Source organism: Psychroflexus salarius (assembly GCF_900129035.1).
In the GTDB taxonomy this organism is placed as follows: domain Bacteria; phylum Bacteroidota; class Bacteroidia; order Flavobacteriales; family Flavobacteriaceae; genus Psychroflexus; species Psychroflexus salarius.
On record NZ_FQTW01000004.1, the window covers coordinates 75578 to 90781 of the forward strand.

15 protein-coding genes are annotated in these 15204 nt (G+C 34.0%); 6 read left to right on the forward strand and 9 right to left on the reverse strand.

The window, feature by feature from the left end:
* Position 1: 1 nt before the first annotated feature.
* Positions 2–655 (reverse strand): metal-dependent transcriptional regulator, encoded by a 654-nt coding sequence (locus tag BUB82_RS06385; protein WP_073192776.1) that lies wholly within the window; start codon positions 653–655, stop codon positions 2–4.
* Positions 656–952: 297 nt separating this feature from the next.
* Here BUB82_RS06385 and BUB82_RS06390 point away from each other — a divergent pair, with 297 nt between their 5' ends.
* The gene (locus tag BUB82_RS06390) at positions 953–1342 is read left to right on the forward strand and encodes a DUF2721 domain-containing protein (RefSeq protein ID WP_073192777.1); all 390 of its coding nucleotides are present in this window, start codon (positions 953–955) and stop codon (positions 1340–1342) included.
* On the opposite strand, the gene BUB82_RS06395 is transcribed toward BUB82_RS06390, so the two are convergent.
* A complete protein-coding gene (locus tag BUB82_RS06395; RefSeq protein WP_073192778.1) occupies positions 1339–1857 on the reverse strand; it encodes an ankyrin repeat domain-containing protein in 519 nt (172 codons plus the stop codon). The genes BUB82_RS06390 and BUB82_RS06395 overlap by 4 nt on opposite strands.
* A 60-nt stretch (positions 1858–1917) precedes the next feature.
* On the reverse strand, positions 1918–2586 hold the full coding sequence (locus tag BUB82_RS06400; protein WP_073192779.1) for a peroxiredoxin: 669 nt from the start codon (positions 2584–2586) through the stop codon (positions 1918–1920).
* A gap of 208 nt (positions 2587–2794) precedes the next feature.
* On the opposite strand from BUB82_RS06400, the gene BUB82_RS06405 reads away from it, so the two are divergent.
* Genes BUB82_RS06405 through BUB82_RS06425 form a run of 5 tightly spaced genes read left to right on the forward strand, consistent with a single transcriptional unit; the run spans position 2795 to position 8884 of the window.
* Entirely contained in the window at positions 2795–4096 is a 1302-nt protein-coding gene (locus tag BUB82_RS06405; RefSeq protein WP_073192780.1) for a TolC family protein, read from the forward strand.
* Positions 4097–4100: 4 nt separating this feature from the next.
* On the forward strand, positions 4101–5165 hold the full coding sequence (locus BUB82_RS06410) for an efflux RND transporter periplasmic adaptor subunit (protein ID WP_073192781.1): 1065 nt from the start codon (positions 4101–4103) through the stop codon (positions 5163–5165).
* A 6-nt stretch (positions 5166–5171) separates the two neighbouring features.
* Positions 5172–8378 (forward strand): efflux RND transporter permease subunit, encoded by a 3207-nt coding sequence (locus BUB82_RS06415; RefSeq protein ID WP_073192782.1) that lies wholly within the window; start codon positions 5172–5174, stop codon positions 8376–8378.
* Positions 8379–8384: 6 nt separating this feature from the next.
* Entirely contained in the window at positions 8385–8567 is a 183-nt protein-coding gene (locus BUB82_RS06420) for a YgaP family membrane protein (RefSeq protein ID WP_073192783.1), read from the forward strand.
* Between the two features lie 20 nt (positions 8568–8587).
* Positions 8588–8884, forward strand: coding sequence for a hypothetical protein (locus BUB82_RS06425; RefSeq protein WP_234949766.1), 297 nt, complete (start codon positions 8588–8590; stop codon positions 8882–8884).
* Positions 8885–8893: 9 nt separating this feature from the next.
* Here BUB82_RS06425 and BUB82_RS06430 read toward each other — a convergent pair whose 3' ends face one another.
* The 6 genes from BUB82_RS06430 to panC are packed head-to-tail and all read right to left on the reverse strand — an operon-like array spanning position 8894 to position 15186.
* Positions 8894–10423, reverse strand: a complete 1530-nt coding sequence (locus tag BUB82_RS06430) for a lytic transglycosylase domain-containing protein (protein WP_073192785.1) — start codon at positions 10421–10423, stop codon at positions 8894–8896.
* A gap of 50 nt (positions 10424–10473) precedes the next feature.
* Entirely contained in the window at positions 10474–11838 is a 1365-nt protein-coding gene (radA, locus tag BUB82_RS06435; protein WP_073192786.1) for a DNA repair protein RadA, read from the reverse strand.
* Positions 11839–11846: 8 nt separating this feature from the next.
* Positions 11847–12989 (reverse strand): alpha/beta hydrolase, encoded by a 1143-nt coding sequence (locus BUB82_RS06440; protein ID WP_073192787.1) that lies wholly within the window; start codon positions 12987–12989, stop codon positions 11847–11849.
* Between the two features lie 37 nt (positions 12990–13026).
* Positions 13027–13989 carry a lysylphosphatidylglycerol synthase transmembrane domain-containing protein gene (locus BUB82_RS06445; protein ID WP_073192788.1) on the reverse strand — a complete coding sequence of 321 codons (963 nt, stop codon included), beginning with the start codon at positions 13987–13989 and terminating at the stop codon, positions 13027–13029.
* Positions 13990–14337 (reverse strand): aspartate 1-decarboxylase, encoded by a 348-nt coding sequence (gene panD / locus BUB82_RS06450; protein WP_073192789.1) that lies wholly within the window; start codon positions 14335–14337, stop codon positions 13990–13992. It lies immediately after the preceding gene.
* Between the two features lie 3 nt (positions 14338–14340).
* A complete protein-coding gene (panC, locus tag BUB82_RS06455; RefSeq protein WP_073192790.1) occupies positions 14341–15186 on the reverse strand; it encodes a pantoate--beta-alanine ligase in 846 nt (281 codons plus the stop codon).
* Between the last annotated feature and the right edge of the window lie 18 nt (positions 15187–15204).

Here is a 15204-nt window from a genome sequence, read left to right on the forward strand (position 1 = left end):
ACTAAACTTTAATATAAATATTAATTGTTACCATTGTTGAAACTCTTAGCGTTTGATCTTCAATTTTAAGAAGCATCGATCCATCAAAATCCTCTTTATCGAGTATTTCAATAGATTTACCTAAAGCAATATTATTTTTATCTAAATATTTCAGAAATTCTGAAGAACTATCTTTTACACCTACTAAGGTACCTTTTTCACCTATTGATAAATCAGAAAGTAAGATTTTGTTAGCCACTTGAAAATTACCTTTAGCATCTGGTATTGGATCACCATGCGGATCTCTTTTTGGATAATTCAAGAATTTATCTAACTCTAAAATTAATTTTTCAGACTTAATATGTTCTAACTCTTCCGCGACTTCATGCACTTCATCCCATGAGAAGTCAAGTTTTTCAACTAAAAACACTTCCCATAATCTATGTTTTCTTATAATTTTTAGCGCTGTTTCGCGTCCAGTTTCAGAGAGATAAACACCTTGATATTTTTTATAAATAACCAGTTTTTTTTCTGACAACTTTTTAATCATATCAGTAACAGACGAAGCTTTAGTTTGCATTTCTTCTGCTAATGCATTTGTACTAACACCTGATTGTGGGTGCTTTTGTAGATGAAAAATTGCTTTTATGTAATTTTCTTCAGATAATGAAAACATAAACAGTTTTTAAGCAAACAAAATTAATAATTTTATTGAAATACATAAAGCATTTAGTTGTGCATATTTAAATTTTTAGTTTTAACTAAAATAAATAATTTTTAAGCTCATTTAATCTCAATAATTCGTTTAAAATTAAACTATAAGAGGTTATAAAACCTTAAATTAAAGTCAGAAATTAGTGGAAATGAACACGAATTAATGGATATAAGTCTGTCCAGCTCTTTTAAAAACAATTCTATTTTAAGAATCAAAAAAGCCTATCTATATTTGGCTAATTAAATTAATAAAAGTAAAATGGAAATTTCATTAACTACGCCAGCTCTTCTTTTTCCAGCAATTTCATTATTATTACTCGCTTACACAAACCGGTTTTTAACTATTGCGGGTTTGATTAGAAATTTACATAAAAGCTATATAGAAACGTCAGATGTTAATATTAAAGCGCAAATTGGTAATTTGAAACGACGTGTTTACCTTATAAAAAACATGCAAAGCTTCGGCATATTTAGCCTATTGCTTTGCGTGTTAAGTATGTTTCTGATTTATGAAAGTTTACAAACTTGGGGAAGTATAATCTTCGGGATATCACTCGTGCTTCTTATGGTATCACTTATTTTATCAATTATTGAAATTCAAATAAGTGTTAAAGCCTTAAATATTCAATTAGAGCGTATGGAAAATTAATCTTTAAGTAAATCAATTAAAGTTTGATTTTGTCTATTTTCAGCTATTTGTAATGGTGTTTTACCTGCTTTGTCTGCAATAGATTTATCAGCATTATTTTTTAATAGCAACTTCACTAAGTCGATTTTATTAAAAGTAACAGCAAATGCCAAAGCAGTTTGACCTTGTGAATTTTGGATATTAGGGTTAGCGCCTTTATTCAATAGCAACTCAACCATATTTTGATGATTTTTAAAAACTGCTCCCATTAAAGCTGTGTTTCCTGACCCATCTTGAGCATCTATAGTTGCACCTTTCTCAATTAAAAATTTAGTAGCTTTAATTTGATTATTATAAACAGCTAGTACCAAAGGTGCAAATCCCATAGTATTAGTTGAGTTTATCGCCTCAGGATTTGATTTAACTAGAGTTTCAATTTGATTGATATCACCGCTTCTTGCAGCATCAAAAATACTTTGTGCCTTTGAAGTTGATAATCCTAATATTAAAAGTAAACTTAAATAAATATTTTTCATCTGTTATAAATTTAAAAAAAAGGGCCAATTAAGACCCTTTTTAAATTGTTGCTACATTAATTATAAATCTAGATTTTTCTTAGCAAGATACCAAGAAGTTTTTTCTACAGAATCATCAGCTAATCGCGCATTATATTCATCTAAATTTTTTGGTGGTGGTACAATTGCTTTATCTCCTTTTTTCCAATCTAACGGACAAGCAACACCATGTTTATCTGAAACTTGTAAAGCTTCAAGTGCTCTTAAAATTTCATCCATATTTCGACCTACATTTAGTGGGTAATACATCACTAATCTTATTTTCTTTGTAGGATCAATAAAAAATACGGCTCTAACAGCTGCAGTTTCGCTTTCATTTGGCTGTAACATTCCATATTTTTTAGACACTTTCATATCTATATCAGCAATAATCGGGAAGTCAAAATAAACGCCTGTGGTTTGCTTAACATTATCTACCCAACCTAAATGTGCATGAATGCTGTCTATGCTTAAACCTAAAAGTTCTGTGTTTAAAGCATCAAATTCGGCTTTGCGAGTTGCAAAACCACTCATTTCTGTGGTACAAACTGGCGTAAAGTCTGCTGGATGAGAAAACATCACAATCCATTTATCTTTTGCAAAGTCAGACATTTTAATGTTTCCTTTAGTCGTAACAGCTTCAAAATCTGGAGCTTGATCTCCAATTCTTGGCATCGTATTAATTTCTGTAATTTGATTTTCTGTTTCCATAATATTTATTTTTTAAAATTATTTGAATACAAATGTAATAGTATTTAACTATCTTAAATTGATAACTCAATTGATTTAACTTATAGTGATATAAGACTTTCCATAAAACTGATTTTTATCATAAATACCCATAAATTATTATCTTGTAGTAACTTAGGTTACATTTCACAAACTGACTACACCTTAAATTTGCACTAAATTTTAGAAAATGAGATTTATAATTTACAGTTTAAGTCTAATGTTTAGTTTAGGAATTTGGGCTCAAGAATCCAAATACTTACATCTAGATAGCTTATTAAGTAAAGTTGAGAGCAACAACCTAAAACTTCAAATTTCAGCTGCTCAAACTAAAGCGGCTAAAAGTGAGTATCAACAATCTAATGCTGTTTTTTTACCAAATATTTCAGCCAATTACAGTGTTATTAGTACAACTAATCCACTTATGGCTTTTGGCTCAAAACTAAATCAAGAAATTTTAACGCAAAATGATTTCAATCCAGCCTTATTAAATGACCCTGATCGCATAGAAAATTTTTCAACAACTATAAGTGTTGAGCAAGGTTTACTAAATTTTGACAAATTTGCTGAAAGAAAAGCTGCTAAGTACGCTTATTTAGCACAACAATACCAAGGCGAACGACTCAAACAAGCTTTAAATCTTGAAACTAAAACAAGTTTCATGCAGCTTCAATTAGCTTATAAAAACCGCGATGTCATGAAAAAAGCACTTAAAACGGCTGAAGCATACTTAAAACAAATCACTGATTTCTATGATGAAGGCTTAGTCCAAAAAGCTGATGTATTAGCCGTAAATATTCGCGTAAATGATCTAGAAACGAAGGTTGATCAAGCTGAAGCTAGCATTAAAAATATATCAGATCAATTGGCATTTTTAATGCAAGACAATTCTGAGGTGGTTTACATACCAAAAACTAAGCTCAATTTAAAATTACACCAAACCAACAATCAAAATGCGCTTGAATCAAGAGCCGATTTACAAGCTATCAATCTAGGGGTTCAAGCGCAAGAGCAATTACTAAAATCAAACCAGCTTAGTTACTTACCTCGCCTTAATGCCTTTGGTAATTTACAATTGTTTGATGATGAATTTCTTCAAGCTGATGCGCAAGGCTATTTAGTGGGTGTTCAATTAAAATGGGACATTTTTAAAGGTTACCAACGTATTGCTAAAACCAAAACAGAAAAAGCAAAACTTAACATTGCAAAATTAGAAGCGAAAGCCTATCAAGACGAAGCTCAAAACGAAATAAAGTCTACAAAACGTCAACTTGATAATCTCAGTAAAGCCATTACAACAGCTCAAATAAGCGTAAATCAAGCTAAAGAAGCCTTGCGTATTATTGAAGACCGTTTCGATGAAGGACTTGAAAAATCCAGTGATGTATTAGCAGCTCAATCCAAAGTTGAGTTGCAAGAACTCAAATACTTCCAAACCATATTTAATTACAATTATACAAGCTATTACCTCAACTTTTTAACCAACAATTAATCCTATGAAATTTATTTATACAACTCTCGTTATTATAATCTTAGCTTTTGTAAGTTGCAATTCAGAAGAGGAGAACGTTTCAAAAACAGCAACCGAACCAATCACAGTTCAGGTTGAAAAAGTAAGCGCTTCTGATGAAAACACCTTAAAAACAAGCGGAAAAATAAAGGCCGTAAATCAAGCGCAAATAAGCACTCGAATGATGGGTTACATCGAGTCTGTTCCTGCAAAAGTAGGACAAGAAGTCCAAAAAGGCGATGTATTAGTCCAACTTAACAGTCAAGATTTAATAGCCAAAAAAGCACAAGCGCAAGCTCAAATTGCTAAAGCTAAAAGCCATTTACTAAACGTTGAAAAAAATTACAACCGTTTTAAAAACTTGTTGGAAAAGCAAAGCATCAGTCAAAAAGAATTTGACGACATTAAAATGGCTTATCAAATGGCCAAAGAAAGTTTGAACGCTGCTCAACAAATGCAAGCTGAAGTTAATGCTCAACTCGGTTACAGCATTATTAAAGCACCTTTTAATGGGACCATAACAAATATATTTGCAGAGGTAGGCAACTTAGCAAAACCAGGTGAGTATTTAGTTGAAATTGAGAATAACCAGCTTTTTGAAGTAAGTACAAGTTTAGCTGAGAGTCAAATCAATAGGATTAGTATAAAAACTCCAGTTGAAGTAAATATACAAAGCATTGATGCCAAAGTTCCAGGTCAAATTACTGAACTAGCATCTTCTGCAACTACTGCAGGACAATATGCTGTGAGCGTTCAATTAAACTCTAGTCCTGAAACCTTGAAATCTGGTATGTACGCTACCGTAGAATTTCAAGTAAATAAAGCTACAACATCTCAACTCTACATCAAGTCTGATGCTATTGTAAAACAAGGCGAATTAAGAGGTGTTTATACCATAAGTTCACAAAACACAGCCGTTTTAAATTGGCTGAAACTTGGTCCTAGAAAAGGTGATTTAATTGAGGTGATTAGTGGTTTATCAGCAAACGAAATCTACATTACTTCAGCTGAAGCTAAATTATATAATGGTGCTCCCATCGAGCAAAAGTAAAGAACTATGAAAGAAGGAATTGCAGGCAAAATTGCTAAAGGATTTATAGATTCAAAACTAACTGTTTTACTTATGATTGTGTTTATGATCATAGGTGTTTACAGTTCGTTTTTAATTCCGCGTGAAGAAGAGCCACAAATAGACGTACCAATGGCCGATATTTTTGTCGGCTATCCTGGTGCAAACCCAACTGAAGTCGAATCGCGCATCACCAAACCACTTGAAAAAATTATCTCTAATGTTACAGGTGTAAAATACGTGCATTCCTCTTCAATGGCTGGTCAAAGCATGATGATTGTTCAATTTTATGTGGGCGAAGATATTGAGCGCTCTTACGTAAAATTGTATAATGAAATTATGAAGCATTTTAACGAAATGCCTCAAGGCGTCACACCGCCATTAATTAAAACACGCTCCATCGACGATGTTCCCGTATTAGGATTAACCTTTTGGAGTGAAACTTATAATGACTACGAACTCAAAAAAATTGCACAACAGGCCAAACAAGAGTTTAAAACCATTACCAATGTATCGTATGCAGATATTATTGGTGGTCGTGATGAAGTTCTAAACGTTCAGCTTCAGCCTGCGCAAATGCAAGCCACTGGTGTCGATGCTTTAAGCATAGTTCAACAAATTAAAGCAGCAAATCATCAACTTCAACTGGGGGCAATTAGCCAAGCCAATACGGCGTTTAAATTAAAGACTAATGGCTTCTTCCGCAGTGCTAAAGAAATTAAAAACCTAATGGTTGGACAGCATAACGGGATGCCCATTTATTTACATCAAGTCGCAAATGTTACTCAAGGTCCCGAAAATGCTCACCAATACACAAGCTTTGGCTATGGCGCAGGAGATGCAGAGATGAAATCTAGTTTTCCATCTGAATACCCTTCAATTACCTTAGCCGTTTCAAAACGAAAAGGAGCAGATGCAATGAAAATTGCAGACCAAATTTTAGAAAAGGTTGAAACGCTAAAACAAACTACGATTCCAGATCAAGTTAAAGTTGAAGTGACTAGAAATTATGGTGAAACCGCATCTCAAAAGGTGTCCGAATTGCTCTTACACCTGATAGGAGCTATCATAGCAGTTACTATTGTGGTAATGTTAGCCATGGGTTGGCGTGGCGGTTTAGTGGTCTTTTTATCAGTGCCCATTACATTTGCATTAACACTATTAAGTTACTACTTATTAGATTATACATTAAATAGAATTACACTTTTTGCATTAGTTTTTGTTACAGGAATTGTTGTAGACGACTCTATTATCATCGCCGAAAATATGCACCGGCATTTTAAAATGAAACGTTTACCGTTTAAACAAGCAGCGCTTTATGCGATTAATGAAGTTGGTAATCCTACCATTTTAGCCACCTTTACCGTCATTGCTTCGGTATTACCAATGGCATTTGTAAGTGGTTTAATGGGACCTTACATGAGTCCAATGCCTATTGGCGCTTCAATTGCAATGATTTTATCTCTTTTTGTAGCATTAACCATTACACCATACCTTGGGTATTTATTTTTACGGGTTAAATCTAATAAAGTTGAAGCAACAGCAGAAAACGAATCCGAAGCAACAGGAATTGAATCGACTAAAATTTACAAACTTTACAACGCGATTGAACGGCCGCTACTTGAAAACAAGAAAAAGTCAGCTTTAGCGATTCTAGTGACTGCTATCGTGCTTTTTGCTTCAATCGGCTTATTTTTCACAAAAAGTGTTTTGGTAAAAATGCTACCGTTTGATAATAAAAACGAGTTTCAGGTGATTGTTGATTTACCTGAAGGTAGCACTTTAGAAGAAACAGCTAAAGCCGTTAAAGACATCTCGCAATATATAGGTCAACAGGATCAAGTCGTGAATTATCAAAGCTATATTGGTGCGGCTTCACCTATTACGTTTAATGGTTTAGTAAGGCATTACGATTTAAGACAAGGCGAAAACATGGCCGATATTCAAGTGAATATTAAGAACAAAGACCATCGAGACTTACAAAGTCATGATATCGCCAAGCTTATGCGACCTGGAATTCAAGAGGTGGCCAAAAAACATAATGCCAACGTAAAAATTGTTGAAGTGCCACCAGGACCACCGGTTTTATCAACTATTGTAGCTGAAGTTTACGGGCCAACCCAAGAAAAACGCATTGAAATTGCCAAGCAAATAAAGCAGATTTTACTTGAAACACAAGACGTTGTTGATGTTGATTGGCGGGTTGAAGCCCCACAAATTGAATACACCTACAACATTAATAAAGATAAAGCCTCAAAATCAGGCATTGCCACTCAACAAATTGTTCAAACTCTTGGCTTAGTGGTGGGTGAGCAAGCCATCAGCGCCATTTATGATCCAAATGCTACAGAACAAATTTTAGTAAAGTTAAGTGTTGAAGATGCTGATAGAAACTTACAAGATATTAATCAATTGCACATAACATCCCAAACGGGCGCTATGATTCCAATTGAATCTTTAATCACTTTAGAAGAAGGTGAAATTGAAAAAAGTCGTTATCGTAAAAATCAACAAGCCTTGGTTTATATAACAGCAGAAATGGCTGGAGAATTTGAAAGCCCTGTTTATGCTATTTTAGGAATGTCCGAAAAGCTTAAAGATATCAACTTACCTACTGGTTACGAATTAAGTGAACTTTACCTTGGGCAACCTGAGAATACCGATGACTTTACGGTTAAATGGGATGGTGAATGGCAAGTCACGCTTGAAGTTTTTAGAGACTTAGGCTTAGCTTTTGGTGGTGTAATTATTATTATTTACATGCTAATAGTAGGCTGGTTCCAGAACTTTAAAACGCCAATAGTCATGATGGTGGCCATACCTTTATCGATGATAGGTATTATTATTGGGCATTGGATTATGGGTGCTTTTTTCACAGCAACTTCATTTATCGGAATGATTGCCTTAGCGGGAATCATGGTACGTAACTCGGTGCTATTAATCGATTTTGTAGACATCCGATTAAACGAAGGTATTCCACTTAAACAAGCGGTAATAGAAGCCGGTGCGGTTAGAACAACACCAATTTTATTAACGGCCGGAACAGTTGTTATCGGCGCATTTGTAATCTTGTTTGATCCGATATTTCAAGGCTTAGCCATTTCACTTATGGGTGGTACCATTGGTTCTACATTCTTAACCTTACTTATCGTACCATTAGTTTATTATTTAATAATGAAAAACAAAGTAAAATAACATATCATGAGAGAACGTATTATTAGAGCCATAGCTGGTAGTTTTATACTTATTAGCATTGTCTTAACGATTTATGTCAATATTAATTGGCTCTGGTTTACTGCTTTTGTAGGCTTAAACCTGTTACAGTCATCGATCACAAAATGGTGTTTGATGGAAGATATATTGAAAAAATTTGGTGTAGAATAAATTGATTCAAAATGAAATTAATGATTTTAACTAGCGTATCTAGCTACGAAAACGAAATTTTAAAATTACTAAAGGCTGCTAATATTGAAGCCTTTAGTAGTTCTGAAATTGATGGTTATAAAATGAGTAATCAACTCATTGCAACCCAAAGTTGGTTTCCGATGACTGCAGGTGGCAGTGAATCACTTTTATTTTTCTCGTTTACTAAAACCGAACAGCTTAATAAAGTTATTGATTTAGTAAAAGATTTTAATAGTCATCAAGCAGAAAATAATCCTATAAGATTAGCCGTTTTACCCGTTGAAACTTATGTTTAAACGTAGATCTCAGCTTTTTTGAAGTTTTAACTGCATACCAGGTTGAAGTTTAGACGATGAAAGTTTATTAATCGACTTTAATTCTTCTACACTAACTTCTGGGAATTTATTAGCAATACTCCAAAGCGAGTCTCCACTTTTAACGATGTAAGTTTTGTTATTTTTTGACTTAGAATTTAACTTTGGTTGAGATGACTTAGATTTGATTTCAGCTTTGACATAATCAGGATTCTTAGGGTAAACCCATAAACGCTGTCCTATTTTTAATCGGTTAGAGCGTAAATTATTCCAACGCTTAATTTGACTTACTCGAACACTAAACTTATTGGCTATTTTACCTAAATAATCGCCAGATTTTACACGATATTTAATTCGATCTTCAGCCTTTTTATTTTTAGGAAGCGGTTTAGCATCAAGTGCAATAGATTGCTTAGCAAAATTGTAAATTTTATCTTCATTAGTGGCGTAGATACCTGCAGCTTGATACGGCAATCTAATGTAATAGCTTTTATGTTTTTCAAAAGGAACAATCCCTAACTTATAACTTGGGTTTAGAAACTTTAAGTAACCTAAGTCTACCTGAGTGACTTCAGCGATATGCTCTAATTTAACAAGTTGTTTTACTCTAATTGTGTCGGTAGCATAATACAACTGTTGAGGCTTTTCAACAACAAGTTGATGTTCTTCAGCATACTCAAATAAATACATCATAGCTTGAAAAGACGGCACATAGCCTGCCGTTTCACGCGGTAAAAAGCGCCTTAATTCCCAATAATTAGTTTGGCCTCCGCTGCGTCTTATTGCTTTTGAAACATTTCCAGGTCCAGAATTATAAGCTGCTAAAGCCAAATCCCAGTCATTAAAAATACTATAAAGCCGATTTAGATATTCGGCTGCCGCTTCAGTTGAAGCTAACGGATCCATACGTTCATCAACATAACTACTAACCTCTAAATCGAACATCTTACCTGTCGGGTACATAAATTGCCATAAACCTGTTGCACCAACTGGAGACTTGGCTCTGGGATTTAAAGCCGACTCCACTAAAGCTAAATATTTCATTTCTAACGGAATATTATGCTTAGCAAAAATTTCTTCAAACATCGGAAAATAAAAGTAACTCAAACTAATTAGGCGTTCTGTGCTTTTCTGTTCTCGCTGAAGGTAATAGTTAATAACACTTTCTAAACTTTCATTATATTCTATTTGAAACGGTGTTTTAGCATTTAAATTTGCTAAACGTTGCTTTAATGTTTCTGTAGAGATTTGCTGAATGGCTTCTCGGTTAATCAAACTATCGGTAATGCTCGAATGCATCTTATCAAACAACTGTGAGTCACTTAAAGCATTTTGCCACCGTTCATCTAGTTTGACGGTTTTAATGTAATCATAAAACACATAACGTAGACTATCTTGCACAATTTCATGAAATTGCTGCATGTTTAAAGGTTTGGTTTTGTGTTGCTTTTTAGAATTATTCTGACTAAATCCTAGGCTAACACTAAAAACAGTGATAGCAACAAAAAATAGGTGCTTCATAAATTATAGGAATTGCAAATTAATTTCAAAAATACAATAGCTGCGCAGGCCTAAAAAAGAATTTTAACTAAATCTTGAATTTTAGCCACTTTCAAAATTTGAATCCCATAATTATTTTTAGGTAACTTAGACTGTTTTGAAATTAAAACACGTTCAAAACCTAACTTTTCGGCTTCAACTACACGTTGTTCAACACGGGTAACTGGTCTTATTTCGCCAGCTAAACCAACTTCAGCCGCAAAACACATATCAGACGGTATAGGTTCGTCTTCATTAGAGGATAAAATAGCTGCGACAACCGCTAAGTCTATCGCAGGATCTTCAACTGAAATACCTCCTGTAATGTTTAAAAACACATCTTTTGCACCGAGTTTAAATCCTGCTCGTTTTTCGAGAACTGCTAAAAGCATATTCAGCCGTTTAACAGGATAGCCTGTGGTAGAGCGTTGCGGTGTGCCATAAACAGCCGAGCTTACAAGCGCTTGAATTTCTATCATTAAAGGTCTTAAACCTTCAAGTGTGGAAGCAATGGCAGTTCCGCTAAGATGCTCTTCAGTATTTGAAATAAGTAAGTCTGAAGGATTACTCACTTCTTTTAAACCGTATGCTTGCATCTCAAAAATCCCTAATTCGTGGGTTGAGCCATAACGATTTTTATGGGCTCTTAAAATACGGTAAACATAATTTCGGTCGCCTTCAAATTGCAATACGGTATCGACCATGTGCTCAAGAACTTTTGGCCCAGCAATGTGGCCTTCTTTATTGATATGACCAATAAGCAAAACAGGCGTATGTGTTTCTTTTGCAAATTTAATAAGCTCTGAAGTACATTCTCGTATTTGTGAAACGCTACCTGGCGAACTCTCAACGTAATCGGTATGTAAAGTCTGTATAGAATCTATAATAAGGACTTCTGGCTGAAGTGCTTCAATTTGTCTAAAAATAGATTGGGTTTTGGTTTCAGCTAAAATGAAACAATTATTTGGTTGGTTTGATATTCGATCAGCACGTAATTTAATTTGCTGCTGACTTTCTTCGCCTGAAACATAAAGCACTTTTTGTTGAAATAAAAGTGAAATTTGAAGCAATAAAGTACTTTTCCCTATCCCTGGTTCGCCACCCAGTAAGGTGACTGATCCTGGCACAAGGCCACCACCTAAAACACGGTTAAATTCCCCGTTTAAGGTAGATAGACGTTCAATTTTGCTCAGCTCTATATCTTCAATTTTTCGTGGCTGAGACTGCCGTTTTTGAAGTGATGAGCTCGAAGTTGATTGCCAAGATTTAGATTCTTTTTTCTCTAAAATTTCTTCAGAAAGTGTATTCCACTCTTTACATGAATTGCATTGACCTTGCCATTTGGCATGTTGTGCACCACAATTTTGACAATAAAAAACGGTTTTAACTTTTGCCATACATTAATTTAGTAACCAAAAATTTCTTTAATTTTTTCGGCTTTTTGAATCACTAAATCATTAGTAATAAAACCGACTTCTTCTAAACCATAACCTGAATTGTAGGATCTCATTGCTTTTTTAGGTTTTCCGATTTCTTCATAATAACGCCCTAAAAAATAACTGGAAAATAGCGTTTCTGGAAGTTGATCTTCTGCAAGGTCACTTAAATCTTTAAATTGTTCCCATTTTTCGTTTTTTTCGATGGCGTCGTTGATGTAAAAAAAGTCGGATGTTCTCATTTTGATATCTAAAGCATAAAGTTCGGCAATATCGTCGTATTTTTCGATTAAATATTCTACAAAATCATCAGCCTTCAAAACTTTGGTTAGGTACTCGTCTTCTGAAATAGGTTTATAAAGTGAAAATATTTTTTGAAAAGCACTTGAGAGTGCAAAACCTACTTGAGTAAAATGGTCTTGATCTTTAAAATCATCATAATAGTAATAAAAGTTGTTATTATCTATGGCTTGGAATGTAGCATTAGATGCTCGAATTGTTTTTCTAAGTTCTTTGATATCATCTTCAGCAGTGCTTATGTAATACCATGTTTTTTGCTTTGTTGAGCTAAACACTTCTTTTAATCGATCGGTAGTTTTTGAGGTGTAATCGGGACTAATATTAACATAGCCTCTAAAAAGCGGGTTGTCTTTCATCAAGAAAAAGCTAGCAAAATTGGCCATATAGTCTTGTGCTGTAATGACAACAAATGGTGATGTTCTATAATTTTCGTCTACAAACTTCATTACTTCTAGGTTTATGAAGTCGTAAAATTGTGCTCCAGAATCGATTGGATATTGCACGTCGCTGTCAATCAAACCATCATCATTTCTAAAGCCTACTTGATTAACACCGATGACAATAGCTTCAGGTATATATTCCCAATAACTAAAATAATCTACTAAACCAGCGACAGGCTCAAATAAGTAATCGCCGTCAAAAACAACAATTACTGGGTAGGATTTGTCTTCATTTTTTTCATAATTGCGTGGCAGCTGAACCTTGATTTGACGGGTTCCATTTAAAATTTTTGAATCAACTTCAACATATTCTATTTGAGCATAGCTTTGATAGCTAAATAAAACGGCTAAAAGGAAGAGTAATTTTTTCATTTTGAATTAATTAGTGCCTAAATTTAATTAAAAAAAATTAATCCTTATTAACAATTGGCATGAGCAAGGCTGAGAAACCTCCAACTACAATCACTAGTAGAGTTTGAGCCGTCCAAACAATCCACCCAAATGATTCTCCAGCTACAGCGTCGCCTCCAAAACCAGCGATGGTGGCACCGATTGTTAGTGGGTAAATACCAATTCCGCCATTGGTGATAGACATTGCAAAAGAGCCAAAAACAAAAGCCACTAAAAGTACTGATAAATGAACATCTGATGTGCCTGGAATGCTGTATTTTACAACTACAAACATGGCTATATATAAAGTCCAAATTAAAAATGTATGTAAGATAAATAAAAGACTATTTTTCATTTTTAGTACAGTCTTCATACCTTGAACAACACCTTCTAAAAATTGTTTAACTTTTAAAATTAATGGCTGTTGAGATCTTGAAAATAATTTAAGCCCTAAGAGAATTAATAATATTAATACGCCTAATAATATTAAGGTAAATAATGGATTAATCGATTTGTTTTCAAAGAAGTTTAAAATTAAATCGGCTTGATATAAAATAGTAACACCAACAATAAGTAACAGCATCAAAAAATCAATCACGCGTTCTGTTATAATTGTCCCAAATGCTTGCTCAAACTTAACATCTTCATAGTTGGCTAAGGTTGCACCTCTTAAAACTTCGCCTGAACGTGGGACACCAAGATTGGCAAGGTATGCAAACATGACTGAAAAAAAAGAATTGATAAATCTTGGTTTTACGCCTAAAGGTTGAAGTAAAAATTGCCAGCGATAAGCTCGTGATAAATGCGAGCATATGCCGAGAACAACAGAAACAGAAACCCAAAATAAATTGGCTTGCTTAATGTTTGACCAAATTAGTTGCCGCTCTTCGGCCTCGAATCTATACAAGGATATGAATACAAAAAAGAAACCTATTAATAGAGGAATAATGAATTTTAGTCTCTTTTTTAATTTTGGTTGCATTTAGTTGAGTTTATTATCGTCATTAGGAAAGACTAAACTAGGTTTAAATGACTTCGCTTCTTCTATAGTCATGATGCCGTAGGACATAATAATAAGAATATCACCCTTAGCAACTTTACGTGCTGCAGCGCCATTTAATGTAATTTCTCCACTATTTCTAGGACCAGGAATAACATAGGTTTCTAAACGCTCACCATTTGAATTGTTAACGATTTGCACTTTTTCGCCTTCAATGATATTTGCGGCGTCCATTAAATCTTCATCTATGGTAACACTCCCAATATAATTTAAATCGGCTCCTGTAACTTTTACACGATGAATTTTAGATTTGACAACTTGTATTTGCATGATTTAATTTAAAGCTAAATTATCTATTAATCGAACATCTCTGATGTATGCTGCAATAAATGCTCGATAATTGAGATGTGTTTTTTTTGTTTGAGCAGGTATTAAAGTTGAAGTTGGTGCAACCTCGAAATACTCCAGTTCAAGCAATTGGTGGTCTTCAAATAGGTCTTGAATGCTAGATTTAATTTCGTTAATTGAAAAATCATTAAACATTGTTTTAGCTTGAGATAGTGCTTTATAAATCAAACTAGCTTCTTCAACTTCAGCTGGTGTTAGCCTGTAATTACGAGAACTTTCAGCTAAACCATTAGGCATCCTTAGCGTAGGACTTCCAATAACTTCAACAGGTTGTTGAGTAATTTCAACTAATTTTTTGACTAATTGCAGTTGCTGAAAATCTTTTTCACCAAAAAAGGCTTTATGCGGTTTAACAATAGCAAACAGACGCTTTAAAACTGTACCAACACCGTTAAAATGGCCTTGGCGGTACTGACCTTCCATGTATGAGACTATGCTTCCAAAATCAAATTCTTCAGCTTTTACATCTTCACCATAAACATGATTTATACTTGGTGTATAGACTATAGTTTTGGGGTTATTGCTAATAAGTAATTGATAATCTTTTTCAAAATTACGAGGATATTTTTCTAAATCGCCAGAATTATTAAACTGCGTGGGATTTACAAAAATGCTAACGACCACAACATCGCAATATTGGTAAGCAAAATTGACTAAACTAAGGTGTCCTTCATGTAAAGCACCCATTGTAGGTACTAAACCTATTATTTTTTCATGAGCTTTCAAGTCCTGAATTTGTTCTTGAAGCGCTGTATTAGTTGAAATATTCACTCTATATTTCTAATGTTA

What these genes read in the sequence shown, in the direction of transcription:
- BUB82_RS06425 (WP_234949766.1), top strand. Translation starts at nt 8,588, where the DNA reads ATGATTTTAACTAGCGTATCTAGCTACGAAAACGAAATTTTAAAATTA.
- BUB82_RS06415 (WP_073192782.1), top strand. Translation starts at nt 5,172, where the DNA reads ATGAAAGAAGGAATTGCAGGCAAAATTGCTAAAGGATTTATAGATTCA.
- BUB82_RS06405 (WP_073192780.1), top strand. Translation starts at nt 2,795, where the DNA reads ATGAGATTTATAATTTACAGTTTAAGTCTAATGTTTAGTTTAGGAATT.
- BUB82_RS06390 (WP_073192777.1), top strand. Translation starts at nt 953, where the DNA reads ATGGAAATTTCATTAACTACGCCAGCTCTTCTTTTTCCAGCAATTTCA.
- BUB82_RS06395 (WP_073192778.1), bottom strand. Translation starts at nt 1,857, where the DNA reads ATGAAAAATATTTATTTAAGTTTACTTTTAATATTAGGATTATCAACT.
- BUB82_RS06440 (WP_073192787.1), bottom strand. Translation starts at nt 12,989, where the DNA reads ATGAAAAAATTACTCTTCCTTTTAGCCGTTTTATTTAGCTATCAAAGC.
- panD (WP_073192789.1), bottom strand. Translation starts at nt 14,337, where the DNA reads ATGCAAATACAAGTTGTCAAATCTAAAATTCATCGTGTAAAAGTTACA.
- BUB82_RS06385 (WP_073192776.1), bottom strand. Translation starts at nt 655, where the DNA reads ATGTTTTCATTATCTGAAGAAAATTACATAAAAGCAATTTTTCATCTA.
- BUB82_RS06410 (WP_073192781.1), top strand. Translation starts at nt 4,101, where the DNA reads ATGAAATTTATTTATACAACTCTCGTTATTATAATCTTAGCTTTTGTA.
- BUB82_RS06445 (WP_073192788.1), bottom strand. Translation starts at nt 13,989, where the DNA reads ATGCAACCAAAATTAAAAAAGAGACTAAAATTCATTATTCCTCTATTA.
- radA (WP_073192786.1), bottom strand. Translation starts at nt 11,838, where the DNA reads ATGGCAAAAGTTAAAACCGTTTTTTATTGTCAAAATTGTGGTGCACAA.
- BUB82_RS06400 (WP_073192779.1), bottom strand. Translation starts at nt 2,586, where the DNA reads ATGGAAACAGAAAATCAAATTACAGAAATTAATACGATGCCAAGAATT.
- BUB82_RS06430 (WP_073192785.1), bottom strand. Translation starts at nt 10,423, where the DNA reads ATGAAGCACCTATTTTTTGTTGCTATCACTGTTTTTAGTGTTAGCCTA.
- BUB82_RS06420 (WP_073192783.1), top strand. Translation starts at nt 8,385, where the DNA reads ATGAGAGAACGTATTATTAGAGCCATAGCTGGTAGTTTTATACTTATT.